The sequence below is a fragment of the Pseudarthrobacter sp. fls2-241-R2A-168 genome, assembly GCF_030209335.1.
Lineage (GTDB): Bacteria > Actinomycetota > Actinomycetes > Actinomycetales > Micrococcaceae > Arthrobacter.
On the sequence record NZ_JARVSG010000004.1, the window covers coordinates 372,654 to 396,727 of the forward strand.

Below are 24,074 nucleotides of genomic sequence, written 5' to 3' on the forward strand. Positions count from 1 at the left end.
GGGATGGCTGGAAGGAACGTGGGCGTTGTGCAGATGACGATGGAGCAGGTGGCAGGCGCTTTTTCGAGCCACCGGTTTGAAGAGGCCCTTCCCCAGATCCATGACGATGTTGCGTGGGAGCTTGTGGGAGGGGAAGTCCTGGCCGGCAAGCCGGCGATGGTTGATGTCTGTTCATCCCTGGCCCGCGACCTGCAGGATGTGCAGACCACGTTCGACCAATTCCGGATGGTTTCCGGACCTGCGGCTGTTGTGGTGGACAGCGTTGCCCGGTACCTTTCAGCGGATGGCAGCCTCAGCCGGGTGGCATCCTGCGATATCTACGACTTTATGGACGGGCGGGTGGTCCGCATCCGCTCCTACAATGTGGAACTGGCTCCCGACACAGCCGGTTGAGGCTACGGTGCTGCGTGCCGGCCCACCCAGTCCACCAGCGGCCGCAGCTCATCCCACAAAGCAGCAATCTCCTGGAGGGCGGCAGGAGTGGCCAGCCACGCCGGCTGTCCCAGGTCGGTGGCGGCGGAAAGGGATTTGTGTTTGAGGAGTTCGGCCCTGGGGTGATCCTGCGGGTACCCGCGCGGGACGGTCTTGAGCTTCTCTCCCTCCACCATAAAACCGGCAGCCGCCACGGCTTCGACAATGTGCCGCAGTGATTCGCCCGTTCCTGAAGCGTCCACCGAGTTGCGGTACCGGGCCAGCTGGGCCGGGGTGTGGGAGTGGTATCCGCCGCCCACCAGGAGCCCGTCCGCGCTGACCTGCAGGTAGAAGCCCACTCCTTCCTGGACGGATGCAAAGGCGCCTTGGGCGGTTTTGTAGGGCGACTTGTCCTGGGAGAACCTGATGTCCCGGTTTGGCCTGAAGATTTTGCCGGGACCAAACCTGGGCTCCAGCCCGGCCAGCAATGCGAGGAACGGCTCCCGGACCAGCGTCTGGTAGCGGTCCTTGTTCTCCTGCCACCACTGGCGGGTGTTGTTCTCCTGCAGCTCCTGGTAGAACTCGAAGGCGCCGGCGGGGATGCCCTGGAAAGTTGTCATGCGTCGATCCTAGGGACAGCAGCCACCGGCGGCCATGGCGAACAATACCTATGTGGAAAAAGAAAAAACCACCCCGCCACGGAAACCCGTGACGGGGTGGTTTTCAGCAACTCAGAGAGGGGCTGGATCAGCCGATCTTGTTGGCGGCTTCTGCCTCGGAGAGCGGTGCAGCGCCGAGGTTGGCGCGCAGCTTGGCGCCGAGTTCGGCGTCAACGTTGGTCCAGTACTGGATGGCGCGTTCCTTGATGTCGGAGCGCTTGACGCCGCCCACGGCACCGGTGATGGTGTCCAGGAAGCGGGCCTTTGCGGCGTCGTCGTAGACCTCGCGGTACAGCGCGCCGGCCTGGACGAAGTCGCTGTCCTCGGCGTGGAGGGAGTGCGCGGCGAGGGTCAGCTCGCCGTCGTTCTCCCAGCCGCCGGCCGGGTTCTGCGGCTCAAGCGCAGCGGGACCGCCGAAGGTGTTCGGGGCGTAGACCGGAACCGAGGGAGCGTTGAACAGGTAGCGTCCGGCGCCGTCCTGGCTGTAGTTGTTGACCTGGTTCTTGGGCTGGTTCACCGGGATCTGGGCGTGGTTGGTGCCCACGCGGTAGCGGTGTGCGTCCGCGTAGGAGAAGATGCGGGCCTGCAGCATCTTGTCCGGGGAAGCGGCGATGCCCGGCACGAAGTTCGACGGCGCGAAGGTGGCCTGTTCGATCTGCGCGAAGTAGTTCTCCGGGTTCCGGTTCAGCTCCATGGTGCCCACCTTGATCAGCGGGTAGTCAGCATGCGGCCAGACCTTGGTCAGGTCGAACGGGTTGAAGCGGTAGGTCTTGGCATCCTCGTACGGCATGACCTGGACGTGCAGGTCCCAGGACGGGAAGTTGCCGGCTTCGATGTTCTCGGACAGGTCGCGGATGTAGAAGTCCGCGTCCGAACCGGCCAGGGCTTCAGCCTGCTCGCCGGTCATGGAGTTCACGCCCTGGTTGGACTTGAAGTGGTACTTGACCCAGAACCGCTCGCCCTCGGCGTTGATCCACTGGTAGGTGTGTGAGCCGTAGCCCTGCATTTCACGCCAGGAGGCGGGCAGGCCGCGGTCACCCATCAGCCAGGTGACCTGGTGGGCGGACTCGGGGGACAGGGTCCAGAAGTCCCACTGCATGTCGGCGTCGCGCAGGTGCGTGCCCGGCAGGCGCTTCTGGGAGTGGATGAAGTCCGGGAACTTGATGCCGTCGCGGATGAAGAACACCGGGGTGTTGTTGCCCACGAGGTCGTAGTTGCCCTCGGAGGTGTAGAACTTCACGGCGAAACCGCGGGGATCGCGCCAGGTGTCCGGGGAGCCGTTCTCGCCCGCAACGGAGGAGAAACGGATCAGCATTTCGGTCTCGGCGCCCGGCTGGAGGAAGGCTGCCTTCGTGTACTTGGACACGTCCTCGGTGGTCTTGAACGTACCGAATGCACCGCCGCCCTTGGCGTGCACTACGCGCTCCGGCACCCGCTCGCGGTTGAACTGGGCAAGCTTTTCCACCAGGTAGTGGTCAGTCAGGATGATGGCACCATCGGCACCAACTGACTTCGAGTGCGCGTCTGACGTAACGGGGGCACCTGACTGGGTTGTTGAAATGGCAGTCATTGTTCTCCTATTTCTGTGTTTCTTCTGAGGGACGATTGGAAGGAAGTTGTTGGGACTGCTGGCAGTCCTGGCAGATGCCCTGGTACATTACGTCGGCGATCTGGATGGTCATCGGCTTGGCGTGTTCATCCCAGTGGGGCGTGAGGCAGGGCGCGTGCCCCACGGCGCAGTCCACGTCCTCAACGCGGCCGCAGCTGATGCAGATGGCGTGGTGGTGGTTGTCTCCGACGCGTGTTTCATACAGCGCGGGGGAGTGCGGGGGTTCGAAGCGGCGCAGCATGTGCAGGTCCGTCAGGTCCCCCAGCACCACGTAAACGGACTGGGCTGTCAGTTCGGGGAGCTCGGCGCGGGCGGCAGCCAGGATGCTCTCGGCGGGGGAGTGGGGGTGGCGTTCGACGGCGGCGAGGACCGCCAGCCGCTGTTTGGTCACCCTGCGGCCGTGGGCGCGCAGGGCGGCAGCCCATGCTTCCTGGCCGTCAAAGTGCTCCGTCATGGCTCCATTGAAACACTTATTCTGAGTTTCTCACAATAAGGCTTGGCTAACTTCCCGTGACCGGTATGGGGCACCGGCGACATTAGGGTTGCAGGGTGGGGAAACTGCTTGCTGACATCACGCCGCTCAAGGAGAGCCGCGCCTTCCGCCGGCTCTGGCTCGGCTCGGCCGTATCCGCCGTCGGAAGCCAGCTCACCCTGGTGGCAGTGAGCCTGGAGATCTACCGCCTGACCCAGGACAGCTTCTATGTGGGATTGCTGGCCGTCTTCGCCCTGGTGCCCCTGGTAATCGGCGGGCTCCTGGGTGGATCCATCGCCGACTCCCACGACCGGCGCCGCGTGGCGCTGCTGGCCAGCACGGTCATGTGGCTGACCACTGGCCTGATCGCCCTGCAGTCCTGGCTGCACCTGGGCAACGTCTGGGTCCTCTATCTCCTTGTGGCCGTGCAAAGCGGCGCGCAGGCTATCAACCAGCCCGCCCGCAGCGCCATCCTTCCCATGCTGATCCGCCAGGAACTGCTGCCCGCGGCGAACGCCCTGAGCATGATGTCCTTCGGCCTTGCCCTGACCGCCGGGCCCCTGCTGGCCGGCGTGCTGGTGGCATGGGTGGGATTTGGCTGGACCTACACCATCGACTTCGCCAGCTTCGCCCTGGTGCTGTGGGCCGTCTACCGGCTGCCGCCCCTGCCGCCGTCGGGAAGCCCCGGCAGGCCAGGCATCCGCTCGGTCATCGAGGGGTTCCGGTTCCTGGGCACCCGTCCCAACCTGCGCATGACCTTCGTGATCGACCTGGTTGCCATGATCCTCGCCCAGCCGCGCGCCCTCATGCCGGCCATCGGCGCTGTGATGATCGGCGGCGGCGAAGCTACGGTGGGCGTACTCCTTGCCTCAACAGCGGTGGGAGCGTTCCTGGCCGGGCTGTTCTCAGGCCCCCTGGGCGCTGTCCGCTGGCAGGGGAGCGCGGTGGTTTTCTCGGTAATGGGGTGGGGTGCATCCATCGCCGCGTTTGGCATGGTGGCAGTGCTCGCCGGCCGCTCCCCGGACGGGGAGGTTACCTTCTGGCTGCTTCCGGCTGCACTGTGCTGCGCACTGGCTGGAATCGCCGACTCGATCAGCAGCGTCTTCCGCAACACCATCCTCCAGGCCGCCGCGCCGGACCACCTCCGCGGCCGGCTCCAGGGTGTGTTCATCGTGGTGGTGGCAGGCGGCCCTCGAATCGGCGATCTGCTGGCCGGCGGCGCCACCAAGATGGTGGCCGAGGGGTGGGTCCTGTTGTTCGGCGGGCTGCTGTGCATTATGGGGGCGTGGCTGGCGGCGAGGCTGCAGCCGGGATTCCAGAAATACGACGCGCGGAACCCGGCTCCGTAGAAAGCCGTTTCCATAGATGAGCGAGGAGGAATCGTGCACAAACACTACAACGGCCTGAAGACGGCGGCGCTTTTCGGCGTGCTGTGGGCGGTGCTGCTTGGCCTCGGAGCCTTCATTGGCGCCAGCACCCGCAGTTCGGCTCCTATCTGGATTATGGCGCTGGTCGGAGTCGGGACCACGGCGTACGGCTACTGGAACAGCGACAAGATCGCCATCCGGTCCATGCAGGCCTACCCGGTCACGGAAGCGCAGGCGCCGCAGCTGTACCAGATTGTCCGTGAGCTGTCCGTGCGCGCCAACCAGCCGATGCCGCGGATCTACATTTCGCCCACCATGAATCCGAACGCCTTCGCCACCGGCCGGAACCCGCGGAACGCGGCGGTCTGCTGCACCGAAGGAATCCTGCAGCTCCTGGACGCCCGCGAACTCCGCGGCGTCCTGGGGCACGAACTCATGCACGTCTACAACCGCGACATCCTCACCTCGTCCGTGGCCGCCGCCGTCGCGGGCGTTATCACATCGGTGGGCCAGATGCTGCTGTTCTTCGGCGGCGGCGACCGGCGGAACTCGAACCCCCTGGCCATGATCGCCATGGCCCTGCTGGCGCCCTTCGCGGCGTCGCTGATCCAGATGGCCATCTCCCGCACCAGGGAGTACGACGCCGACGAGGACGGTTCCGCGCTCACCGGCGATCCGCTGGCGCTCGCCTCAGCCCTGGCCAAGATCGAGCGCGGCGTCAGCATTGCGCCGCTGCCGCATGATCAGAGGCTGGTCAACGCATCGCACCTGATGATCGCAAATCCGTTCCGCGGCGGCGCCATCAACAAGCTGTTCGCCACGCACCCGCCCATGCGGGACCGGATTTCGAGGCTGGAGCGGATGGCCGGCAGGCCGCTGCGCTGATCCCGGTTTCGGCGACACGCAAAGAAGCTGGCGCTGCCCATATTCCGGGTGCGCCAGCCTCTTGTTGCGGCGGCAGAATTTGTGCGCGTCGAAACCCGACGGCGGGGGCTGCTAGCTGCGGAAGTTCACAAACTGCAGGTCGGCCTCGTCGAAGTCCTTCAGCAAGGCCATCGTGGCCTGCAGGTCATCACGGGACTTGGACGTAACGCGCAGTTCGTCGCCCTGGATCTGGGACTTGACCGACTTGGGGGCTTCGTCGCGGATCAGCTTGTTGATCTTCTTGGCCAGGTCCTGGGCGATGCCTTCCTTAATGGAAGCCTCGAGGCGGAACTCCTTGCCCGAGGCATAAGGCTCACCTGTGTCTAGGGACTTCAGTGAGATGCCGCGGCGGATCAGCTTGGACTGGAGCACGTCCAGTACCGCCAGGACGCGCTCTTCGGAGTTTGCCTTCATGAGGATCTTCTCTCCGCTGAAGTCCACTTCTGCACCGACGCCCTTGAAGTCGTAGCGCTGGGCCAGTTCCTTCTGTGCCTGGTTGAGCGCGTTGGCCACTTCCTGCTTGTCCACTTTGCTTACGACGTCGAACGTTGACTCGCCTGCCATGACTCTCCTTGTGCTGGTGGGGGCCTTGTCCGCGGACAGGGCCGGGATCGCTGCATTCCAGCCTAATACGGATGTCGCTGATGAGGGGGAGCCGTATTTCACAGTTCCCTCTCAGCGGACATCCCGGGGGAACGAAGGAGGCGGCGACAGAGTTGAAGGAGTTGGAACTGCTCGAAAGGAACACCATGCACCGCAAAGCTGTCCACTACGTCACACGAACCACCTCGGCGGCAGCCGGGGCGGTTGCAACAGCAGCAACCTCGGTGGCGGCAGCGGCGGTGGCAGCTTCCATTATTTTCAGCCCGGTGGCGGATGCATCCTCCCGTATGGACGGCGTCCGCGAGGACCTGCTCCGGGCGGTGCAGTTGAACCAGATCACCGAGGAGCAGGCCATGAAGTTCGAGGCGAAGCTGGCCGGCCGGATTCTGGGCTAGGCCTGACAGCAGCCTTAGGGACCGCCTGCCTGGACCGCCTGCAGGGTCCGGAATCCGCGCCATTCCGGGCCTTACAGCGCCGATTCGATTCTTCGGCGGAAGTTCTGTAAAGTTGTCTTGCCCGCGGTTACTGGAAGCGGAACGGCCCGGAAACGGACGTCCTGCAGACTGCATCTACGGGTACTTCTTTTGAAGTTCGGCAGATTACCCGAGCGGCCAAAGGGGGCTGACTGTAAATCAGCTGGCAACGCCTACGGGGGTTCGAATCCCTCATCTGCCACCCAAGGAAAAGCCTTCGGAACCATAGGTTCCGGAGGCTTTTTCGTGTTTGCGAGCCCGCCCCCATCAAGGTGGCGCAGCATCCGGCAACCCGCTACCACCTCCTGCACCCAATCGGGGAACGTGCCATCACGTTCTGTACCAGATCGGGCGACACGCCATCACGTTTGGGGTCTGCTGGAGCTATCGAATGCACAAGGCGGCGGCAGCACCGCCGTCGTACTTCATCTGGTGTTGATGGGGCGATGCGGTAGAAGCGGCAGGTGGTGGTGGCGCGTTGTAGGGAAATCGGCAAAGCTTAGCCATCGCCCATTTCCCGCGCCTCTGCTGGGAAGCAGGCCCCTCCCATACACACGTTTTGTCCTATAACCCCAGGTTCCCGAGCTGTCTCCAGAGGCGGCAAAACCGTCGTCGACATGACAGTGGCGCGGGCGTAGTCTGGCACCATCGGCGCAAGTGCCCGATGCCCTGCGTCGATCAAAGAATCGATAAAGGAGGACAAATGAGTGCCGTACGTGAATTCATGACTACGGACGCGCAGTGTATTAAGGAAAGCCAGTCCCTAGCAGATGCTGCCCGGATGATGCTGGACCTTGACTGCGGATCGTTGCCGATCTGCGGTGACGACGGCAAGTTGAGGGGCATGATCACCGACCGTGACATCGTGCTCAAGTGCGTGGCCGCCGGGCGCGATCCCCGCGAAATGATGGCCCGCGATCTCGCCTCGGGCAAGCCCTACTGGATCGACGCCGATGCGAACGTTGATGAGGCCATCGACATGATGGAGAGCCACCAGGTCCGCCGGCTTCCTGTCATCGCCGACCACAAGTTGGTGGGGATCCTTAGCCAGGGAGACATCGCCCGCAATTACTCCGAACAGCGCGTGGGCGAGCTGGTGGAGCACATCTCCGAACGCAAACGGATGAACGCTTAGCCGGGAAATTTTCATCAACCAACGCCACGGAGGTCGCTCCGTGGCGTTTCTTGATGCCAAATCCTGGCCTTGTCCGCAGCTCCCCACCTTGAAGGTTAGGAACTGCGGACAAGTTTATGAATCCTCGTGCGCGGCAGGAATCTTCAGTTCAGCGCAATCAGGAGCATCTGGCTGGTTCCCGGGATGCACGTCTGCAGGATGGCCCGGGGGAAACCGCCAAACACATTGATGACATCGTTGGTGGTCCCGGGGTTGGGTACCTGCCCGCGAGCCGTCACCGTGTACGTTCCGTAGCCCGGGATGCTCACCGTCTCACCCACGCCGATTCCGGAGAAGCGGGCCCAGCCGCCGCAGAAATCATGTTCGGTGATAAAGAGTGAGTAGCCGTCGTTGGGCGTGAAGTGGATGGGCCCGATGCAGGCATCGACCATGGACTGCCCACCGGCGCCGGCAACGTAAATGGTCCGGACGGCTGGAGCGGCCGCAACCGGGGCAGGCGCCGGAGCAGCTGCCGGTGCCGGTGCGGGGGCCGAAGCAGGAGCGGGAGCAGAAACAGCAGCAGGTGCCGGGGCCGGGGCGGCAATTGCCGGACCGGTCAGTACCAGTGTCTGGCCCGGGACGATGATGCTGTACTGGCCCAGGCCGTTCGCGGCAAGCATGGCGTTCATGTCCACCCCGAACCGCCCTGCAATTGCACCGACGGTATCGCCGGGAACCACGGTGTACTGGTTTCCGTCGGCGGCCGGCGCGGGTGCCGGTTCCGGGGCGGGTGCGGGCTCGACGGCGGGTGGCGGCGGTGCTGCCTCCGCCGGCGCTTCCGCGGCCGGCGGGGCAGCAGCGGGGGCCTCGGCTGGTGCTTCTGCCGGTGCCTGGACAGATTCCGCGGAACCCGAACCGGCAGCATCGGCCTGCGTGCCCTGCGCCTGGGAAACAGCCTCGGCAACGGGAGCCGCCGCCGTCGTACCTGCCGGAGCGATGGTGACGGGCGCGGCAAGGGCTCCCACTCCCACCGCCGCCACAACGGCAGCGGTGGCCATCCCCGCCCACAGTTTGTTGCTGATGGTGGGGCGGCCCGCCGTCAGGTCGGAACGGGGGACGTCGGTGGCGAAACTACGGCTCGGACCGTCGGGGGTAGAGAAGTATGGCTGGTTCATGGGTAGCCCATCGAGGTGCGGTCCGGCCAGGCAGCTGCGGGTGCAGGAAGCGGGGCAGGACGGATCGAGGTGTGACGCACCGGCGGCCCAGCCTTAGGCCAGGCCGCCGCCGGCGCATGATGGAGGCGTCCGCATACCCAGAAAATACGGAAGCTCCGCGAGAAGGCACTGCCATCCGGAAGCCACCCGGTGAACAGGCCAGCACATGTTCGGTCCTAGGAATCCCGAGTCTAGGAAGTGCGGCGGGGCGCAGGCACCAGTAGGGATTACCCGAATATTTTGGACCGGTACTTGGGAGTGCGGTCCCGGACACTCAAAATCGTTCCTGCGTACTACCTGCTGCTCCGGGCGCGGATGCTACCGGCTTTGCCGGCCCTTCAGCTCCGCAATCTCCCGGCGGAGCATGGCGATTTCCGCAACCAGGTCCGCCAGTTCGGCCCGCACGGGCTCCTCGGCCTCGGCCACCGCTTCGGCGGTGTCCTCCACCCGCTGGACCAGCCAGGACGCAATGGATGCCGTCACCACACCGAGAACGGCGATGCCGCTCATCATGAGGGCTGCTGCCACCACCCGGCCGAGAGGCGTTACCGGGTACATATCCCCGTAGCCCACGGTGGTGATGGTGGTAATGGCCCACCACAGGGCATCACCGAACATCAGGATCTTCGCGTCCGGCGCAGACTGCTCCACGTCCAGGACGGCGAGGGCGCCCACAAACACGAGCATGGTTGCCGATCCCGCCACGTACGTAACCACGCGTCCCCGGAGGGTGTCGCCCAGCGTCCTGTGCAGGACGGACAACAGGGTCACCAGCCGCAGCAGGCGTAGTGGGCGGAAGAATGGCAGGGCCACGATCAGCAGCTCATGCAGGTTCCGGACAAACCAGCTGCTCCGGTCAGCTGCGAGCCAGAGGTTTGCCACGTAGTCCACGGCGAAAATACCCCACGTGGCCCACATGATGGCCTCCAGCCAGATGGCCGCGCTGCCCTCAATGCGGCCGATGACCTGCGACGCATACGCTGCCAGGAAGATCAGCGCCGTCATGGTGAGCGGCCAGTCCGCCAGGTCCCGGTAGCGTTGTTGGGTCATGGAGGAAATCCTACGTGGAGGCTTATCAGCCTTGATGTCTGGCTGACCCGAAAGTTACCCGCAGGTAACATGAGTGAATGCACTTGCTGTTGAGAACCCTCCTGCTGCTCATCACGTCGTCGCGCCGGCCGCCGCTGACCGTCTGGGACCATTCGTCGCTGCCGTTGCGCGTGCTGCCCACGGACATCGACATCGCCATGCACGTCAACAACGGGATGTACCTGTCCCTGATGGACCTTGGCCGGTTCGACCTGATGGTCCGTTCCGGCGTCTGGAAGCGGATGCGGCGGCGGGGCTGGAGCCCGGTCGTGTCCGCGGAAACCATCTCGTTCCGCAAGTCCCTGCAACTGTGGCAGCACTACACCGCCGAAACCAGGATCATCGGGCTGGACGCCAAGGCCATCTACTTTGAGCAGCGTATGGTGGCCGACGGCGAGATTTACGCCCGCGCCTACATCGCCACCCGCCTGGTCCACCAGGGCCGGCCCGTCAGCCAGGAGGAGATCCTGCGCGAGTTTGGCGAGCCCCCCGCAGACCTGGTTCTTCCCGAATGGGTCCATGAGTGGCGGGCCTCCAGCGCGCTGCCCGGGAGCCGGACCCCGGCGCCGCACGCCTGGGCCTAGACATCCCCGGCCGTCTGCCCGGCGGCCTCAGGCGCCCACGTCACGCCGTTCGAGTGCGACGGCGGCGACCACCACGAGTGCCGCCGCGATGCCCCACAGCCACCCGGCCGCAGCCCAGTCCGCGCCGTTGGCAACGGGAGAGTTGCTGTACGCCCAGTGGTACGGGCTCAGGTCCAGCAGCCACTCCACGTCCTGGCTCTGGCGGCCCGCGGCGTTGAACGCGTACCCGAGCACCCCCACTGCAGCCCCGGCGAAGATGCCGTGGATCCTGCGGCCGGTGATGGTACCCACGCACAGGGCGGCGGTGCCGCTGAGCAGTGCCAGCCCGGCGAACAGGACGGTGGCACCGAACAGGTTGCCCGGCTCGATCCCCAGCCGGGAGGGGCCGTTCAGCAAGGACACCAGGACGAAGACCACGCCCGCCAGGACCAGCACCCGCAACAACAATGCCAGTGCCCGTTCCAAGACCACCTGTACCCGCCGCACACCGTGGGCGAGCGTCAGCTCCAGCTGGCCGGACTCCTCGTCGCCGCCGACGGCCGCCGCACCCCATGCCACGGAGGCGATGGTCATCAGCAGGAAGCCGATCAGGCCGAACAGAGTGGCTTGCGTATAGCCGGGGCCGGTGGCGATCTGGTCGTAGTTCAGGGCTTTGGTCATTTCGGCGGGCAGGGCGTTGATCATGTCCTGCATCTGGGCACTGCCGCCAATGGAGGGGTACAGGGGCAGGTAGAGGAATGCTGCGGCCGCCAGTCCAGCGGCCCAGGCGAGCGTGGACCGCCACGTATCAAAGAAGGCCCGGCGGAACAGCGGTAGGCGTGTTCTCACTGCGCCTCCTCCGGCTGGGCGGAATACATCTTCAGCACGGCATCCTCCAGGTCGGGTTCCTCCAGGACCAGGTCGGTCAGCTGCAGGGATCCCAGGATCCGCACCAACGGCTGGATGGGGCCTTCCAAAAGGGCGGACAGCGTCACGGTGCCGTCGGACTCCAGCACCTCCACCTGTCCGACGCCGGGTACCCCGGCCAGCAGCGCAACGGCGTCGTCCGGCGTTATTCCGGCAGCGGTGATGCGGACGCGGCGCACTGCACCTTCGCGAAGCCCGCTCACCGATTCCACGGCAATGATGTGTCCGTCCCGGAGGATGGCCACCGTGTCCGCCGTCTGCTGGACCTCGCTCAGGACGTGAGAACTGAGGAAGATGGTCTGGCCCCGGTGCCGGGCTTCCCGGACCATCGCATGGAATTCCTGCTGAACCAGCGGATCCAGGCCGCTGGTGGGCTCGTCGAGGACCAGCAGCTCGGGCTGGTGCATAAAGGCCTGCAGCAGGCCGAGCTTCTGTTTGTTGCCCTTGGAAAGTTTGCGTGTGTGGCGGTCCAGGTCCAGTCCCAGGCGTTCGGCCAGTTCGTTGATCCGGCCGGCAGGAACTGGACCGCTCACCGCCTCATAATGCGCCAGCAGCTTGCGACCGGTCACCCGGCCCTCAAGGAACAGCTCGCCGGGCAGGTAGCCGATGCGGCGCCGCAGCTCCGGGCCGCCCTTCCGCGGATCCACACCCAGCACCCGCACTTCGCCTGCCGTGGGGCGGATGATGTCGAGGAGGCAGCGCATGGTGGTGGTCTTCCCGGCACCGTTGGGCCCGATCACGCCGAACACCGAGCCGGCTTCCACCGCGAAGTCGATCCCGTGCAGCACCTCGCGGCGGCCGAAACTCTTGGTCAGCGACCGGGCCGAAATCGCGATAGCCATAAGCCCTCCCGTGGACCGCGCCGAACGCTGATGACCCTCAGAATAGGCGCCCGGGTGCAAGCTGTATATGCGCCGGGCACTCTTATTCCCGATGACGCGGGGAGCGAACAAACGGCCCTGGCCAAGACATCCCGGCCACGCACGCGTACGGTTGAAACATGGCTACCGTTGACATCACTGGCGAACAGTTCGCATCAACCATCGAAGGCAACGACATTGTCCTGGTGGATTTTTGGGCAGAATGGTGCGGCCCCTGCAAGCAGTTCGGGCCCACGTACTCCGCCGTTTCCGAGAAGCACCCGGATGTCCTCTTCACCAAGGTGGACACAGAGGCCGAGCAGCAGCTGGCCGCCGAGGCAGGCATCTCGTCCATCCCCACGCTGATGGCTTTCCGCGAAAAGGTGCTGGTGTTCTCACAGCCCGGCGCGTTGAACTCCCAGCAGCTGGAACAGGTTGTGGACGCCGTCAAGGCCCTGGACATGGACGAGGTCCACGCCCACGTGGCACGCCAGCGCGAAGAAGCAGGCGCTGCCAGCAAGTCGGCGGGACCCCAGGACGGCTCCCAGATTCCGGATCTCTAAACCTTTTTTAACTGCAACGCGGGGTCACTTTACGCCCAAGAACTTCGGTTCTTTGGGCGCAAAGTGACCCCGCGTTGTTCGTGTGAAAGGGGCTACAGGCGTTCCAGCTTGACGGGCTCGGCCAGCAATGCGCTCAGGGACTCGTTCAGGTCCTGGACGGCGATGCCCTTGGAGTGCTTGGCCAGATCCTCCTCCGAGGCCCACTGTTCGGTCAGGACCAGCTTGTCCTCGGTGGCTTCGGTCAGCTCATAGCGGATGCAGCCGGGTTCGTTCACCACCTCGTCGATGGCGATTTCCAGGGCCAGCTTTACACGGTAAAACTCGCCGTCGTTGGGGATGAACGTTGCCTGCAGGTCAATGGGAGAACTCATGGATTTCACAATACCGGCCACCGGCTGCAGCCCCGCTCCTGTTTACGCGGGCCATCCGACTGTTGCACCGCCTCAATCCTTTGTTTGCCCGGGGCCGCTTGGTAGCGTGCCCTCATGCGCGCTTACACAGCCGGGGACACTGACGTCCCGTTGCTCGAGGAGACCATCGGCGGGAACTTCGAAAAAATGGTGGCCAGGTTCCCGCTCCACGACGCACTGATCGAGGCCGCTCCGGTGCCCGGTGCGGACGCGAGGCGGTGGAGCTACACCAAAATGAACGACGACGTCGACCGCCTGGCGCGCGCACTGCTCGCCATGGGCGTCGCCAAAGGGGAGCGGGTGGGGATCTGGAGTCCGAACTGCGCCGAGTGGACGCTACTCCAGTACGCAACGGCCAAGGTGGGTGCCATCCTGGTGAACGTCAATTCCGCCTACCGCAGCCACGAGCTGGAGTTCGTGGTCAAGCAGAACGGGATGCGGATGCTGGTCGCCGCGCCCTCGGACCGGAACAGCGATTTTGTGGGGATGGCCCGCCATGCGCTCGCGGAGTGCCCGGATCTTCGCGAACTTGTGTTCCTGCCCCCACCCGGTGGGGAAGGGGCCGGCGGGGAAGGGCCCGGCTGGGAGGAAACTGGCGGCGAAGGGTCCGACGGCGCCGTCCCGCTCACTGACGCGGAACTGACGTACGCAGAGCTGCTTCGGCGGGCGGACGCCGTCGGACATGCCGCGCTGAAGACGCGCATGGCGGAATTGAGCCCGCACGACCCCATCAACCTCCAGTACACCTCGGGGACTACCGGCTTTCCCAAGGGCGCCGCGCTGACCCACCACAACATCCTGAACAACGGCTACTCGATCGGGGAGCTGCTGGGCTACACGGAGCACGACCGGGTGGTGATTCCGGTGCCGTTCTACCACTGCTTCGGCATGGTGATCGGCAACCTGAACGCCCTGAGCCACGGTGCCGCCACCATCATCCCGGGCCGCGGCTTCAACCCGGCCGCGGCGCTGGAAGCCGTGCAGGATTTCGGCGGGACGTCGTTGTACGGGGTGCCCACCATGTTCATCGCAGAACTGGCGCTGCCGGACTTCGCCTCCTACGACCTGTCCACGCTCCGCACTGGCGTGATGGCCGGTTCGCTGTGCCCCATCGAGGTGATGAACAGGGTGATCTCGGAGATGAACATGCGCGACGTGGCCATTTGCTACGGGATGACGGAGACCTCGCCGGTGTCCACCATGACCCGCGACGGAGACACCCTGCAACACCGGACGGAAACCGTGGGCCGGACCATGCCGCACCTGGAAAGCAAGATCGTCGACCCGGGTTCGGATGAAGTCCTGGAACGCGGACAAATCGGCGAATTGTGCACCCGGGGCTACGCCGTGATGGAGGGGTACTGGAACCAGCCGGACAAGACCGCCGAGGCCGTTGATGCCGACGGTTGGATGCATACCGGTGACCTGGCCCGCATGGACGACGACGGCTACGTGGTGGTGGAGGGCAGGATCAAGGACATGGTGATCCGGGGCGGCGAGAACATCTATCCGCGCGAAATCGAGGAGTTCCTCTACACCCACCCGTCCATCCAGGATGTGCAGGTCATTGGAGTGCCGGATGCCAAGTACGGGGAGGAACTGATGGCCTGCATCATCCTCAAGCCGGGTGCTGAACCGCTGGACGCTTCCGCCGTTGCCGAATTTTGCCGCGGGAAGCTGGCGCACTACAAGATTCCCCGCTACGTCGATGTACGGGACAGCTTCCCCATGACGGTGTCCGGGAAGATCCGGAAAGTGGAGATGCGCGAGGAGGCCGTGGCCAGGCTGGGCCTCTGACTCCAATGCGGGGTCAGATCTGGCCCAAAAACCGCGGCTTATTGGGCCAAAAATGACCCCGCGTTGGGTGGAGGGACCTATACCTGTGGATAACTTCAGAAGGTCTTGCTTGTGGGGTGCACACTTGGTGCCATGGTTACCGCCAAGCCACTTCCCGAGACTCTCGCCAAGCTGCCTTTTACGATCTACGAGGCACGCGACCTTGGCGTTGCGCCAAAGCGTTTGCGCGCAAAGGACCTTGTTGGGGCAGGGCGGCTGATTCGGGCCCATGCCGGGCGGGAGCTTGAGCTGGCTGAACGGGCCCGTGTGCTTTGCACGGCGACCACGGATGCCTGGGTGTCCCATGAAACAGCTGCCATCCTCTGCGGGCTGGGGCTTCCTCCCTGGCTGGGCAACGAGCCGCGTATCCATCTCAGCAAGCCGCACAGCCTGCCGCGTGTTCGCCGGGCCGGAATCATCGCTCACCGGGTGCGTATGATCCCTGGTGAAGTGGTGGAGATTGATGGAATCAGGGTCACCGGGCCAGCAAGGACGTGGCTGGACCTGGCCCATGAGTTGCCGCTCCCATACCTCGTGGCCTTGGGAGACCAGCTGATCCGGATTCCACGCCCTGAACTGGAGTTCCGCAGCGCGCCGTTTGCCTACAAAGAAGGGCTCCGGCTGCTGATACGGCAGCATCCCAACATGAAGGGCGTGGAAAAGGCGCGTCTCGCCCTTGACGAGATGCGGGTAGGGTCTGATTCCTTTCCGGAGACATTCCTTCGGCTTGCGATACTGGATGCGCACCTGCCCGAGCCGGAACTGCAGCTCCGCCTTGATCCCGACGATCCGCGGTCGCCGGCAACCGACCTTGGGTATCGGAAGTACCGGATCGCTGTGCAGTACGACGGCGAACATCACCGTTCGAGGGAGCAGCAGTCACGCGATAATCGCCGCGATGAATTCTTCATCAACGCCGGTTGGTCCTATTTCAAGCCAAACGCGGACGACCTCGCCGACGGCTTCCTGGATCTCATCACCAGGATGAAACAAGCACGCCGATCCTCGCAAAACCCGTCTTCTCAAACAACGCGGGGTCAGGTTTAGCCCAAAAACCGGGGTTTATTAGGCCAAAAGTGACCCCGCGTTGCTGTAATCAAGCGTGACCCCGCGTTGCAGTAATCAAGCGTGACCCGGCGTTGCAGTAACGAAGGCTGGCCGGATCAGTGCCGGCGGTGGTCCTGGATGGTCATCCGCGGGCCGAAGGTGGGTTTCCGGAAGCCTGTGCTCTGGATCATCCGCACCACCCGCTGCCGGTGCCCCTGCCAGGGTGCCAGCAGCCGGAGCATGCCGGCGTCGTCCGTCCGCCGGCCCGTCAGCGCGGCGCCGACGTACGCGGCCAGGTGGTAGTCGCCCACGGAGATGGAGTCCGGGCAGCCATGGGTGCGCTGCACCACCTCGGCCGCCGTCCAGATGCCGATGCCCGGGATGGTCTGCATTTTTGCTGCCGCCTCCAGCGCCGGCAGTGCTGCCAGCCGTTCCAGCGCGACGGCGGAACGCAGCGCCCGCATCACGGTGGCCGAGCGCTGTGGTCCCACGCCCGCCTTGTGCCACTCCCAGCTGGGGATCTGTGCCCACTGTGCTGGGGTGGGCGGCAGCATCAGGGTACCGGGAGCCAGCAGCCCTGCCTGCGGTGCGGGCGAGCCGTAGCGGTGTACGAGGTAGCGGTAGGCCCGGCGGGCCTCGATCACGGTCACTTTTTGCTCCAGGATGATGGGCACGAGCTGGTCGATCATCCGCCCGGTGGAGGGAAGCCGGAGGGCCAGGCTCCGCCGCCGCGCCTCCCGGACCATGTGGGGGAGCGTGGCGTGGAAGGCCGCCGCATCAAAGGCGCTCCAGTCATCCTCCGCGCCCAGGAGGCGGGGCACTGAGCCGATGGCGGTGCCTGCTCCCGGACCCCATGCCTGGACGTCCACCCGGAACTCGAGTTCGGCGCTGCCGGCGGGGCTGAGGCGCACGGTGGCCGGCCCGTCCGCCGTCGTGAAGGCATTCCAGATGACTCCACCCTGGACGCTGAAGGACGGATCACTGTTGCCGCGCAGGAGCGGGCCCAAGGTGCGGGCAAGGTCATACTGGCCGCCCGGATACCAGCGGAGAGAGGCGTCCGCGGCGGCGGAAAGCCGCGCGGGTGCCTCTGCAATGGTCATACTGCCATCGTCCCATGGCACGCGGACAATGCGCCCGGGGTCCCAGCCGGGCCCTTAATCCATGGCGTGCAAAGGACTAGACTCCCAGGTGTGGCGCGGGGCGTCCGCGCCTTCACTTCGCATTCAAAGGAGCATGCAGTGGCTGGAGTTGTGCATTTCGAGATCCCCGCCGACGACAAGGAACGCGCCAACGGCTTTTACCAAAGCGCATTCGGTTGGAACCTGAGCCCCATGCAGGGGATGGACTACACCATCGCCATCACCACACCATCGGACCAGCAAACAGGGATGCCAAGCGCGCCCGGTGCCATCAACGGTGCCCTGTTCCCGCGCACGGACAACCTCAGGACGCCCATCATCACCATCGACGTCGAGGACATGGACGCAGCCCTGGCGCAGGTGGAATCCGCCGGCGGTTCGGTGGCCCAGGCCAAGGACGCCGTTCCCGGCATGGGTTACTACGCCTACTTCAAGGACACCGAAGGCAACATCATGGGCCTCTGGCAGACGGATTCCTCGGCAGGGAGTTGACTGACGGGGCAGGCGCCCGCGAAAGCGGTAGCTTTGTACTCATGAAGTACGCCCAGTCCGTCCTGGACCTCATCGGCAATACCCCGCTCATCAAGCTCAACCACGTGACGGACGGCATCAAAGCCACCGTCCTGGTCAAACTGGAATACGTGAACCCGGGCGGATCCATCAAGGACCGCATCGCGGCCAAAATGATCGAGGACGCCGAGCGGGACGGCAAGCTCAAGCCCGGCGGCACCATCATCGAGCCCACCTCCGGCAACACGGGGGTGGGCCTGGCTCTTGTCGCCCAGCAGAAGGGCTACAAGTGCATTTTTGTGGTGCCGGACAAGGTGGGCGAGGACAAACGGGCCGTCCTGCAGGCCTACGGCGCGGAAGTGGTGGTGACGCCTACGGCCGTTCCGCCGGACAGCCCGCAGAGCTACTACGGTGTCTCGGACCGGCTGGTGCGCGAAACGCCTGGCGCTTACAAACCGGACCAGTTCTCCAACCCGGCAGCGCCGGGAAGCCATTATGAGACCACGGGCCCGGAAATCTGGCGAGATACCGACGGCAAAGTCACGCATTGCGTGATCGGCGCCGGCACCGGCGGCACCATCACCGGCACCGGCCGGTACCTCAAGGAGGTTTCGGCCGGCAGGCCGGAGTCCGACGGCGGACTGGTCCGGATCATCGGCGCCGACCCCGAAGGCTCGGTCTACTCCGGAGGCACCGGACGCCCCTACTTTGTGGAAGGCGTGGGGGAGGACATGTGGCCGGCGAACTACGACAAGTCCGTCCCGGACCAGGTCATCGCCGTCACCGACGCGGACTCGTTTGCCATGACCCGCCGCCTCGCCCGCGAGGAAGGCCTCCTCGTGGGCGGCTCCTCGGGCATGGCTGTAGTAGCCGCGCTGCAGGCGGCGCGGGACCTGCCGGAGAGTGCCGTCGTCGTCGTGATCCTGCCCGACTCCGGGCGCGGCTACCTGGCCAAAATCTTCAACGACCAGTGGATGCGGTCCTACGGTTTCCTCTCCGGCGGCGAGGAAACCTCCGTGGGTGAGGTGATCAAGTCCAAGAACGGCGAACTGCCGGACCTGGTGCACATCCACCCCAACGAATCCGTCCGCGACGTCATCAACATCATGAACGAGTTCGGTGTCAGCCACATCCCGGTCCTGTCCCAGGAGCCGCCCGTGGTCATGGGCGAGGTACTCGGTGCGGTGGATGAGCGCAGCCTCACGGCCAAGCTGTTCCGCGGGGAGGCCAAGCTGACGGACAAGATCGCCGAGCACATGGGCCCCAAGCTGCCCGTCATCGGTTCCCTGGAGACCATCTCTGCCGCGAGGGAGCTGCTCTCGGACGTAGATACGGTGATGGTCACGTTCGTGGGCGCCCCGGTGGGCATCCTTACCCGGCACGACCTCCTGGCCTACCTCAGCAACTGACCTGCACCTCCGACCTCCCTGCCCGATAAGGAGCACCATGTCCCTCCCGGAAAACCAAGGTTTCAACACCCGCGCCGTCCACGCCGGCCAGCCCTTCGAGCCGCGCACCGGTGCCGTGGTTCCGCCGCTGCACTTCAGCTCCACCTATGCCCAGGACGGAATCGGCGGGCTCCGCGACGGCTACGAGTACGGCCGCGGCGGCAACCCCACCCGGGACGCGCTGCAGGAACAGCTCGCCGCTTTGGAGGGCGGCACGCACGCCTACAGCTTCAGTTCCGGACTGGCGGCTGAGGACTCGCTCATCCGCGCCCTGACCCGGCCCGGCGACCACATCGTGCTCGGCAACGACGCCTACGGCGGGACCTACCGGCTCATCAGCCGCGTGCTGGGCGGATGGGGGATCGGCAACACCCCGGTGGACATGGCCAACCTCGACGCCGTCCGCCAGGCCGTCGCCGCCAACAAGACCCGCTTTGTGTGGGTGGAGACGCCGTCCAACCCGCTGATGAAGATCACGGACATCGCCGCGCTCGCAGAGATAGCGCACGACGCCGGGGCCCTCCTGGTCGTGGACAACACCTTCGCGTCGCCCTACCTGCAGACTCCGCTCGCCCTGGGTGCCGACGTGGTGGTCCACTCCACCACCAAGTACATTGGCGGGCATTCGGACGTGGTGGGTGGCGCCGTGGTGGTCAAGGACGCCGAACTGGCCGAGAAGATCGGCTTTGTCCAGTTCGCCGTGGGCGCCGTTTCAGGTCCGATGGATGCCTTCCTCACCACCCGCGGCCTAAAGACCCTGGGTGTGCGGATGGACCGGCACAGCCTCAACGGCCAGGCGGTTGCCGAATGGCTGCTGGAGCGCCCCGAAGTGGAGGCTGTCCTGTACCCGGGGCTGCCGTCCCACCCCGGCCACGAGCTCGCGAAGAAGCAGATGCGCAGCTTCGGCGGCATGGTGTCCGTGCAGTTCAAGGGCGGCGAGGCGGCTGCCCGGAAGGTGGCCGAATCAACCTCGGTGTTCACCCTGGCCGAGTCGCTCGGCGGAATCGAATCGCTGATGAACTACCCGTCGGAAATGACCCACGCTTCGGTCAAGGGCACCGAACTCGCTGTCCCGGTGAACCTGCTCCGGCTGTCGTGCGGCATAGAGGACGTGGAGGACCTGGTGGCGGACCTCGAGCAGGCGTTCTCGTCCATCCCTTAGGGCGCTCGTGCTGGCTTTCTTCAAGAAAGTCAGCTAGGGTCCCCATATGGCACTCCGATCTGACTGGTCCCGGCGCAACTGCAGCATGGCCCGTGGCCTGGATATCCTGGGCGATCCCTGGACCATCCTGGTCCTCCGGGAAGTGTTTTTCGGTAACGGTCGCTTCGACGCGATGAAGTCCCGGCTGGAGGTGGCCGACTCCGTGCTCACCAAACGCCTGGCCAGCCTCGTTGAGTCTGGGCTGCTGACCAAAAGGCCGTACGACGACGGCGGCCGCACCAGGGGCGAGTATGTCCTCACGGAGAAGGGCGAAGACGCCCTCCCGGTGCTGAACGCTGTCACCATCTGGTCGGAGAAACACCTGCCCGCACCGTCCGAGCAGGCCCACATGTACGTCATCCATTCGGGCTGCGGACAGCGAACCAGCTCCGCCGACACCTGCACCCACTGCGGTGACCGCCTGACCGCGGCCAACACCAGCTGGCACAGCCAGACCAGGACAACATCGCCGGTGGAGCTCGCCACCGCCGGATCCCCGAAGGGAACAGCCGCGTGAGCGACGACAAGCCAACCCACGGAAGCACCACAGCACCGGCAGCCAGCCGGCTCCCTCGCGACGGAAGCGCCAATGCCGCATCCGCCGTCGTCCGCCCGCAGGACAATCCGCCACGGCGGCGGCGCCTGCACCCGGCCTGGATCGTTGCCGCCGTCGCGTTCCTCGCGCTGGTGGGAGCTGCCGGTTTCCGGGCTGCTCCAGGCGTGCTGATGGTGCCCCTGCAGCAGGAATTCGGCTGGTCCACCACGGTGTTGTCCGGGGCCGTCAGCATCAACCTGGTCCTGTTCGGGCTGACGGCGCCGTTCGCCGCGGCGCTGATGGAGCGCTTTGGCATCCGGGCGGTGACGGCAACGGCGCTGGTGCTGATCGGTGCCGGCAGTGCGCTCACGGTGCTGGTGAACCAGTCATGGCAGATCCTGCTGACCTGGGGCCTGCTGATCGGGCTGGGCACCGGGTCCATGGCGCTGGTGTTCGCTGCCACCATCGCCAACACCTGGTTCGTCAAAAACCGTGGGCTCGTCATCGGTATCCTCACCGCAGGAAGCGCCGCCGGCCAGCTCGTCTTCCTTCCGTTTATCGCCGTGCTGGCCCAGGATCCGGGTTGGCGGCAGGCGTCGCTGCTCATCGCGGCAGGCGCCCTGGCGGTGGTCCCGCTGGTGCTGAAGTTTTTGAAGAACTCGCCGGCCGACGCCGGTGCGCTGCCGTACGGTGCGGAACCGCCGGAGGCAGGAACCTTCCAGGCACCGCCCGCGGACAGCGGCCCCCGCGCCAACGCCGCCGTGCGCGCCCTGCAGGTGCTGAAGCGGGCCAGCAAGGTCCGCACCTTCTGGGCCCTCGTCGCCGGCTTCGCGATCTGCGGTGCCACCACCAACGGGCTGATCGGCACCCACTTCATCCCCTCCGCCCATGACCACGGGATGGCCGAAACCACCGCCGCGGGGCTGCTCGCCGTCGTCGGGATCTTCGACATTGTGGGCACCATCGCCTCGGGCTGGCTGACCGACCGGTTCAACCCCCGCATCCTGTTGGCCGTCTACTACCAGTTCCGGGGCATCGGCCTGCTGGTGCTGCCCCTGCTCCTGAGCGCCGAAGTGCAGCCGAGCATGATCGTTTTTGTGGTGATCTACGGCCTGGACTGGGTGGCCACCGTCCCGCCCACCGCCGCCATCTGCCGGGAAACCTTCGGCGCGGACGGCAGCGTGGTGTTCGGCTGGGTGTTCGCCGCGCACCAGCTCGGGGCCGCCGCCGCGGCCCTGGCCGCCGGCGCCATCCGCGACTCCACCGGACAGTACACCTACGCCTGGTTCGGCGCGGCGGCCATGTGCACCATCGCCGCGGTCATCAGCGCCACCATCCGCAGGCACGCCGCCCCGCGGGAAGAGCCGGTCGCCGTGGCTTAACGCCGCGCCATTAGGCTGGTGCCATGGAACCCCTTGTGCCGGGCGCTGCCCGCAACACTGCCTTGATCACGGGCGCCGGCCGCCTTGCCGGCATCGGTGCGGGCATCGCCCGGCAACTGGCGGCCGAAGGCTGGGACCTGGTCCTGGCCTACTGGCAGGACTACGATGCCCGGATGCCGTGGGGGAGCGGGCCGGACGACGTCGTGCGCCTGACCGCCGAGTTGGAGGCGATCGGCGCCCAGGTGCATACCCTGCCGGCGGACCTGGAGGACCCGGCCGCCGCAGAGCAGTTGTTCGCCGAAGCCGTCCGGCTGGCAGGGCCGCTGCAGGGACTGGTGCTCAGCCACGCCGAGTCCGTTGATTCGGGAATCCTGGATACCAGCCTGGAATCCTTCGAGCGACACTTTGCCGTTAATACGCGTGCCAGCTGGCAGCTGATTGCCGCCTTCGCCCGGCACGTGACGGACGACGGCGGCGCGATCGTGGCGCTGACTAGTGACCACACAGCGTTCAACCTTCCCTACGGCGCCTCGAAGGGGGCCCTGGACAGGATCGTGATCGCAGCAGCCCGTGAACTCGGCCCGTTGGGCATCTCCGCCAACGTCCTCAACCCCGGGCCCGTGGACACAGGCTGGATGGATGACAAGGTCCGCTCAGCTCTGACGGCACAGCAGCCCATCGGCCGGCTGGGCACCCCCGCGGACGTGGCCGGTACTGTCGCATTCCTGCTCTCACCGGCCGGCCGCTGGGTCTCCGGCCAACTCATCAAAGCCGACGGCGGTTTCTCGGCCTGACGCCTGCTCGTAGGCAACAGGCCTTCGCAGTCCTACAATCGCGGATATGGACGCCGTTGAGGTAGCCGGACTCAGGATTGCCTACCAGCAGGTGGGCACCGGGCCGCCGCTGGTCCTCTTCCATGGGGCAGGCGATGACAGCAGGATTTGGCGTCAGCAACTGGAGGACCTCTCCCGGGACTTCACCCTGATCGCCTGGGACGCTCCCGGATGCGGCCAGTCCGATGATCCTGCACCGGACCTCTCGGCCCCGGAGCTGGGCCTGCTCGCCGCCGGCTTCGTGGAGCAGGCCGTCCGCGGCAAGGGAAAGCCACATATCCTGGGCCTGTCCTGGGGCTCCATGGTGGCGCTTGAGTTATACAAGGGGTACCCGGACGTCCCTGCGTCATTGCTGCTGGTATCGGCCTATGCAGGCTGGGCAGGGTCGCTGCCGCCGGAGGAAGTAGACCGCCGGATTGCCATGGTGGAAGCGGAAATCGGGGAGCCGCCGGGAAAGTTCGTGCACGAGTGGCTGCCCACCCTCTTCACGCCCGCCGCCAACCCCGCGGTAGTCGCCGAGATTGCCGCCATCATGCTCGATGTCCGCCCGGCAAGCCTGCGGGCACTGCTCAGCGCGAGCGGACGCGCGGACTACCGCCACCTCCTGCCCACCATTGCTGTTCCCACCCTCCTGATCTACGGCGAGGAAGACCAGCGCTCACCGCTGCCGGTGGCGCATGAGCTCCACCGGCAGATACCCGGGGCAGAGCTGACGGTGATTCCCGGCGCCGGACATCTGGTGTTCGCCGAAGCACCCGAAGCGTTCAATGCCGAGGTCCGCCGCTTCCTGCAGGGCCTCGCATAAACCCCGCACCCAAACTGAGTAGCGCTAAGTGTCGTTTTGGCGCTCCACAGCGACACTTAGCGCTACCTAGTTGGGATGCA

26 protein-coding genes and 1 tRNA gene are annotated in these 24,074 nt (G+C 65.6%); 17 read left to right on the forward strand and 10 right to left on the reverse strand.

All coding sequences use genetic code 11. From position 1 onward, the window contains the following. Positions 1 to 33: 33 nt before the first annotated feature. Positions 34 to 393, forward strand: a complete 360-nt coding sequence (locus QRN11_RS03645; RefSeq protein ID WP_285249996.1) for a nuclear transport factor 2 family protein — start codon at positions 34 to 36, stop codon at positions 391 to 393. A 2-nt stretch (positions 394 to 395) separates the two neighbouring features. On the opposite strand, the gene QRN11_RS03650 is transcribed toward QRN11_RS03645, so the two are convergent. From QRN11_RS03650 to QRN11_RS03660, 3 genes are all read right to left on the reverse strand, one after another. After that, positions 396 to 1,031, reverse strand: a complete 636-nt coding sequence (locus QRN11_RS03650; protein WP_285249921.1) for a DUF2461 domain-containing protein — start codon at positions 1,029 to 1,031, stop codon at positions 396 to 398. Between the two features lie 127 nt (positions 1,032 to 1,158). Next, complete coding sequence (locus QRN11_RS03655; protein ID WP_285249922.1) at positions 1,159 to 2,640, reverse strand: catalase; 1,482 nt, start codon at positions 2,638 to 2,640, stop codon at positions 1,159 to 1,161. A 7-nt stretch (positions 2,641 to 2,647) separates the two neighbouring features. After that, positions 2,648 to 3,133 carry a Fur family transcriptional regulator gene (locus QRN11_RS03660; protein WP_142060582.1) on the reverse strand — a complete coding sequence of 162 codons (486 nt, stop codon included), beginning with the start codon at positions 3,131 to 3,133 and terminating at the stop codon, positions 2,648 to 2,650. Positions 3,134 to 3,228: 95 nt separating this feature from the next. Between QRN11_RS03660 and QRN11_RS03665 the strand changes: the two genes are divergently transcribed. Beyond that, positions 3,229 to 4,500 (forward strand): MFS transporter, encoded by a 1,272-nt coding sequence (locus tag QRN11_RS03665; protein ID WP_285249923.1) that lies wholly within the window; start codon positions 3,229 to 3,231, stop codon positions 4,498 to 4,500. Between the two features lie 33 nt (positions 4,501 to 4,533). Next, positions 4,534 to 5,403, forward strand: a complete 870-nt coding sequence (htpX, locus tag QRN11_RS03670; RefSeq protein WP_285249924.1) for a zinc metalloprotease HtpX — start codon at positions 4,534 to 4,536, stop codon at positions 5,401 to 5,403. Between the two features lie 111 nt (positions 5,404 to 5,514). Here the strand turns inward: htpX and QRN11_RS03675 are convergent, their stop codons facing one another. Then, positions 5,515 to 6,006: a YajQ family cyclic di-GMP-binding protein gene (locus tag QRN11_RS03675; protein ID WP_050054209.1), complete on the reverse strand. Its 492-nt coding sequence runs from the start codon at positions 6,004 to 6,006 to the stop codon at positions 5,515 to 5,517. Positions 6,007 to 6,191: 185 nt separating this feature from the next. Here QRN11_RS03675 and QRN11_RS03680 point away from each other — a divergent pair, with 185 nt between their 5' ends. The 3 genes from QRN11_RS03680 to QRN11_RS03690 all read left to right on the forward strand — a co-directional run bounded on the left by QRN11_RS03680 (position 6,192) and on the right by QRN11_RS03690 (position 7,653). After that, the gene (locus tag QRN11_RS03680) at positions 6,192 to 6,440 is read left to right on the forward strand and encodes a hypothetical protein (protein WP_142060576.1); all 249 of its coding nucleotides are present in this window, start codon (positions 6,192 to 6,194) and stop codon (positions 6,438 to 6,440) included. 198 nt (positions 6,441 to 6,638) lie between these two features. After that, positions 6,639 to 6,720 (forward strand) — tRNA-Tyr (locus QRN11_RS03685). 501 nt (positions 6,721 to 7,221) lie between these two features. Further along, a complete protein-coding gene (locus tag QRN11_RS03690) occupies positions 7,222 to 7,653 on the forward strand; it encodes a CBS domain-containing protein (RefSeq protein WP_142060574.1) in 432 nt (143 codons plus the stop codon). 143 nt (positions 7,654 to 7,796) lie between these two features. Here the strand turns inward: QRN11_RS03690 and QRN11_RS03695 are convergent, their stop codons facing one another. Both QRN11_RS03695 and QRN11_RS03700 read right to left on the reverse strand, forming a co-directional pair. Beyond that, positions 7,797 to 8,807 carry a LysM peptidoglycan-binding domain-containing protein gene (locus QRN11_RS03695; protein ID WP_285249925.1) on the reverse strand — a complete coding sequence of 337 codons (1,011 nt, stop codon included), beginning with the start codon at positions 8,805 to 8,807 and terminating at the stop codon, positions 7,797 to 7,799. A gap of 357 nt (positions 8,808 to 9,164) precedes the next feature. Then, positions 9,165 to 9,896, reverse strand: coding sequence for a potassium channel family protein (locus QRN11_RS03700; protein WP_285249926.1), 732 nt, complete (start codon positions 9,894 to 9,896; stop codon positions 9,165 to 9,167). Between the two features lie 77 nt (positions 9,897 to 9,973). Between QRN11_RS03700 and QRN11_RS03705 the strand changes: the two genes are divergently transcribed. After that, on the forward strand, positions 9,974 to 10,519 hold the full coding sequence (locus QRN11_RS03705; RefSeq protein ID WP_285249927.1) for an acyl-CoA thioesterase: 546 nt from the start codon (positions 9,974 to 9,976) through the stop codon (positions 10,517 to 10,519). Between the two features lie 27 nt (positions 10,520 to 10,546). Here QRN11_RS03705 and QRN11_RS03710 read toward each other — a convergent pair whose 3' ends face one another. Together QRN11_RS03710 and QRN11_RS03715 are read right to left on the reverse strand one after the other, a co-directional pair. Continuing rightward, a complete protein-coding gene (locus QRN11_RS03710) occupies positions 10,547 to 11,347 on the reverse strand; it encodes an ABC transporter permease subunit (protein ID WP_285249928.1) in 801 nt (266 codons plus the stop codon). Continuing rightward, positions 11,344 to 12,267: an ABC transporter ATP-binding protein gene (locus QRN11_RS03715; RefSeq protein ID WP_285249929.1), complete on the reverse strand. Its 924-nt coding sequence runs from the start codon at positions 12,265 to 12,267 to the stop codon at positions 11,344 to 11,346. Before QRN11_RS03715 ends, QRN11_RS03710 begins: the two co-directional genes overlap by 4 nt. A 158-nt stretch (positions 12,268 to 12,425) precedes the next feature. Between QRN11_RS03715 and QRN11_RS03720 the strand changes: the two genes are divergently transcribed. Next, a complete protein-coding gene (locus QRN11_RS03720; protein WP_285249930.1) occupies positions 12,426 to 12,848 on the forward strand; it encodes a thioredoxin family protein in 423 nt (140 codons plus the stop codon). A gap of 92 nt (positions 12,849 to 12,940) precedes the next feature. Here QRN11_RS03720 and QRN11_RS03725 read toward each other — a convergent pair whose 3' ends face one another. After that, complete coding sequence (locus QRN11_RS03725; RefSeq protein ID WP_091417048.1) at positions 12,941 to 13,219, reverse strand: putative quinol monooxygenase; 279 nt, start codon at positions 13,217 to 13,219, stop codon at positions 12,941 to 12,943. 114 nt (positions 13,220 to 13,333) lie between these two features. Here QRN11_RS03725 and QRN11_RS03730 point away from each other — a divergent pair, with 114 nt between their 5' ends. Continuing rightward, positions 13,334 to 15,055, forward strand: a complete 1,722-nt coding sequence (locus tag QRN11_RS03730) for an AMP-binding protein (protein WP_285249931.1) — start codon at positions 13,334 to 13,336, stop codon at positions 15,053 to 15,055. Positions 15,056 to 15,187: 132 nt separating this feature from the next. Then, complete coding sequence (locus QRN11_RS03735; protein ID WP_285249932.1) at positions 15,188 to 16,141, forward strand: hypothetical protein; 954 nt, start codon at positions 15,188 to 15,190, stop codon at positions 16,139 to 16,141. A 116-nt stretch (positions 16,142 to 16,257) separates the two neighbouring features. Here the strand turns inward: QRN11_RS03735 and QRN11_RS03740 are convergent, their stop codons facing one another. Then, the gene (locus tag QRN11_RS03740; RefSeq protein WP_285249933.1) at positions 16,258 to 17,241 is read right to left on the reverse strand and encodes a DNA-3-methyladenine glycosylase family protein; all 984 of its coding nucleotides are present in this window, start codon (positions 17,239 to 17,241) and stop codon (positions 16,258 to 16,260) included. 138 nt (positions 17,242 to 17,379) lie between these two features. On the opposite strand from QRN11_RS03740, the gene QRN11_RS03745 reads away from it, so the two are divergent. From QRN11_RS03745 to QRN11_RS03775, 7 genes are all read left to right on the forward strand, one after another. Continuing rightward, positions 17,380 to 17,772 carry a VOC family protein gene (locus QRN11_RS03745; protein WP_091416125.1) on the forward strand — a complete coding sequence of 131 codons (393 nt, stop codon included), beginning with the start codon at positions 17,380 to 17,382 and terminating at the stop codon, positions 17,770 to 17,772. Between the two features lie 41 nt (positions 17,773 to 17,813). Further along, positions 17,814 to 19,199 (forward strand): cystathionine beta-synthase, encoded by a 1,386-nt coding sequence (locus tag QRN11_RS03750; RefSeq protein ID WP_285249934.1) that lies wholly within the window; start codon positions 17,814 to 17,816, stop codon positions 19,197 to 19,199. 37 nt (positions 19,200 to 19,236) lie between these two features. Then, positions 19,237 to 20,400, forward strand: coding sequence for a cystathionine gamma-synthase (locus QRN11_RS03755; RefSeq protein ID WP_142060550.1), 1,164 nt, complete (start codon positions 19,237 to 19,239; stop codon positions 20,398 to 20,400). 46 nt (positions 20,401 to 20,446) lie between these two features. Beyond that, positions 20,447 to 20,956 (forward strand): winged helix-turn-helix transcriptional regulator, encoded by a 510-nt coding sequence (locus QRN11_RS03760; protein ID WP_285249935.1) that lies wholly within the window; start codon positions 20,447 to 20,449, stop codon positions 20,954 to 20,956. A 125-nt stretch (positions 20,957 to 21,081) separates the two neighbouring features. Beyond that, positions 21,082 to 22,356 (forward strand): MFS transporter, encoded by a 1,275-nt coding sequence (locus QRN11_RS03765; RefSeq protein ID WP_285249997.1) that lies wholly within the window; start codon positions 21,082 to 21,084, stop codon positions 22,354 to 22,356. Positions 22,357 to 22,379: 23 nt separating this feature from the next. Then, positions 22,380 to 23,150, forward strand: a complete 771-nt coding sequence (locus tag QRN11_RS03770) for an SDR family oxidoreductase (RefSeq protein ID WP_285249936.1) — start codon at positions 22,380 to 22,382, stop codon at positions 23,148 to 23,150. Between the two features lie 46 nt (positions 23,151 to 23,196). Then, positions 23,197 to 23,994, forward strand: a complete 798-nt coding sequence (locus QRN11_RS03775; RefSeq protein ID WP_285249937.1) for an alpha/beta fold hydrolase — start codon at positions 23,197 to 23,199, stop codon at positions 23,992 to 23,994. Positions 23,995 to 24,074 lie beyond the last annotated feature (80 nt).

Coding starts and splice junctions, on each gene's coding strand:
- QRN11_RS03645 (WP_285249996.1), top strand. CDS start 34: ATGACGATGGAGCAGGTGGCAGGCGCTTTTTCGAGCCACCGGTTTGAA.
- QRN11_RS03650 (WP_285249921.1), bottom strand. CDS start 1,031: ATGACAACTTTCCAGGGCATCCCCGCCGGCGCCTTCGAGTTCTACCAG.
- QRN11_RS03655 (WP_285249922.1), bottom strand. CDS start 2,640: ATGACTGCCATTTCAACAACCCAGTCAGGTGCCCCCGTTACGTCAGAC.
- QRN11_RS03660 (WP_142060582.1), bottom strand. CDS start 3,133: ATGACGGAGCACTTTGACGGCCAGGAAGCATGGGCTGCCGCCCTGCGC.
- QRN11_RS03675 (WP_050054209.1), bottom strand. CDS start 6,006: ATGGCAGGCGAGTCAACGTTCGACGTCGTAAGCAAAGTGGACAAGCAG.
- QRN11_RS03680 (WP_142060576.1), top strand. CDS start 6,192: ATGCACCGCAAAGCTGTCCACTACGTCACACGAACCACCTCGGCGGCA.
- QRN11_RS03690 (WP_142060574.1), top strand. CDS start 7,222: ATGAGTGCCGTACGTGAATTCATGACTACGGACGCGCAGTGTATTAAG.
- QRN11_RS03695 (WP_285249925.1), bottom strand. CDS start 8,807: ATGAACCAGCCATACTTCTCTACCCCCGACGGTCCGAGCCGTAGTTTC.
- QRN11_RS03700 (WP_285249926.1), bottom strand. CDS start 9,896: ATGACCCAACAACGCTACCGGGACCTGGCGGACTGGCCGCTCACCATG.
- QRN11_RS03705 (WP_285249927.1), top strand. CDS start 9,974: ATGCACTTGCTGTTGAGAACCCTCCTGCTGCTCATCACGTCGTCGCGC.
- QRN11_RS03715 (WP_285249929.1), bottom strand. CDS start 12,267: ATGGCTATCGCGATTTCGGCCCGGTCGCTGACCAAGAGTTTCGGCCGC.
- QRN11_RS03720 (WP_285249930.1), top strand. CDS start 12,426: ATGGCTACCGTTGACATCACTGGCGAACAGTTCGCATCAACCATCGAA.
- QRN11_RS03725 (WP_091417048.1), bottom strand. CDS start 13,219: ATGAGTTCTCCCATTGACCTGCAGGCAACGTTCATCCCCAACGACGGC.
- QRN11_RS03730 (WP_285249931.1), top strand. CDS start 13,334: ATGCGCGCTTACACAGCCGGGGACACTGACGTCCCGTTGCTCGAGGAG.
- QRN11_RS03735 (WP_285249932.1), top strand. CDS start 15,188: ATGGTTACCGCCAAGCCACTTCCCGAGACTCTCGCCAAGCTGCCTTTT.
- QRN11_RS03740 (WP_285249933.1), bottom strand. CDS start 17,241: ATGACCATTGCAGAGGCACCCGCGCGGCTTTCCGCCGCCGCGGACGCC.
- QRN11_RS03750 (WP_285249934.1), top strand. CDS start 17,814: ATGAAGTACGCCCAGTCCGTCCTGGACCTCATCGGCAATACCCCGCTC.
- QRN11_RS03755 (WP_142060550.1), top strand. CDS start 19,237: ATGTCCCTCCCGGAAAACCAAGGTTTCAACACCCGCGCCGTCCACGCC.
- QRN11_RS03760 (WP_285249935.1), top strand. CDS start 20,447: ATGGCACTCCGATCTGACTGGTCCCGGCGCAACTGCAGCATGGCCCGT.
- QRN11_RS03770 (WP_285249936.1), top strand. CDS start 22,380: ATGGAACCCCTTGTGCCGGGCGCTGCCCGCAACACTGCCTTGATCACG.
- QRN11_RS03775 (WP_285249937.1), top strand. CDS start 23,197: ATGGACGCCGTTGAGGTAGCCGGACTCAGGATTGCCTACCAGCAGGTG.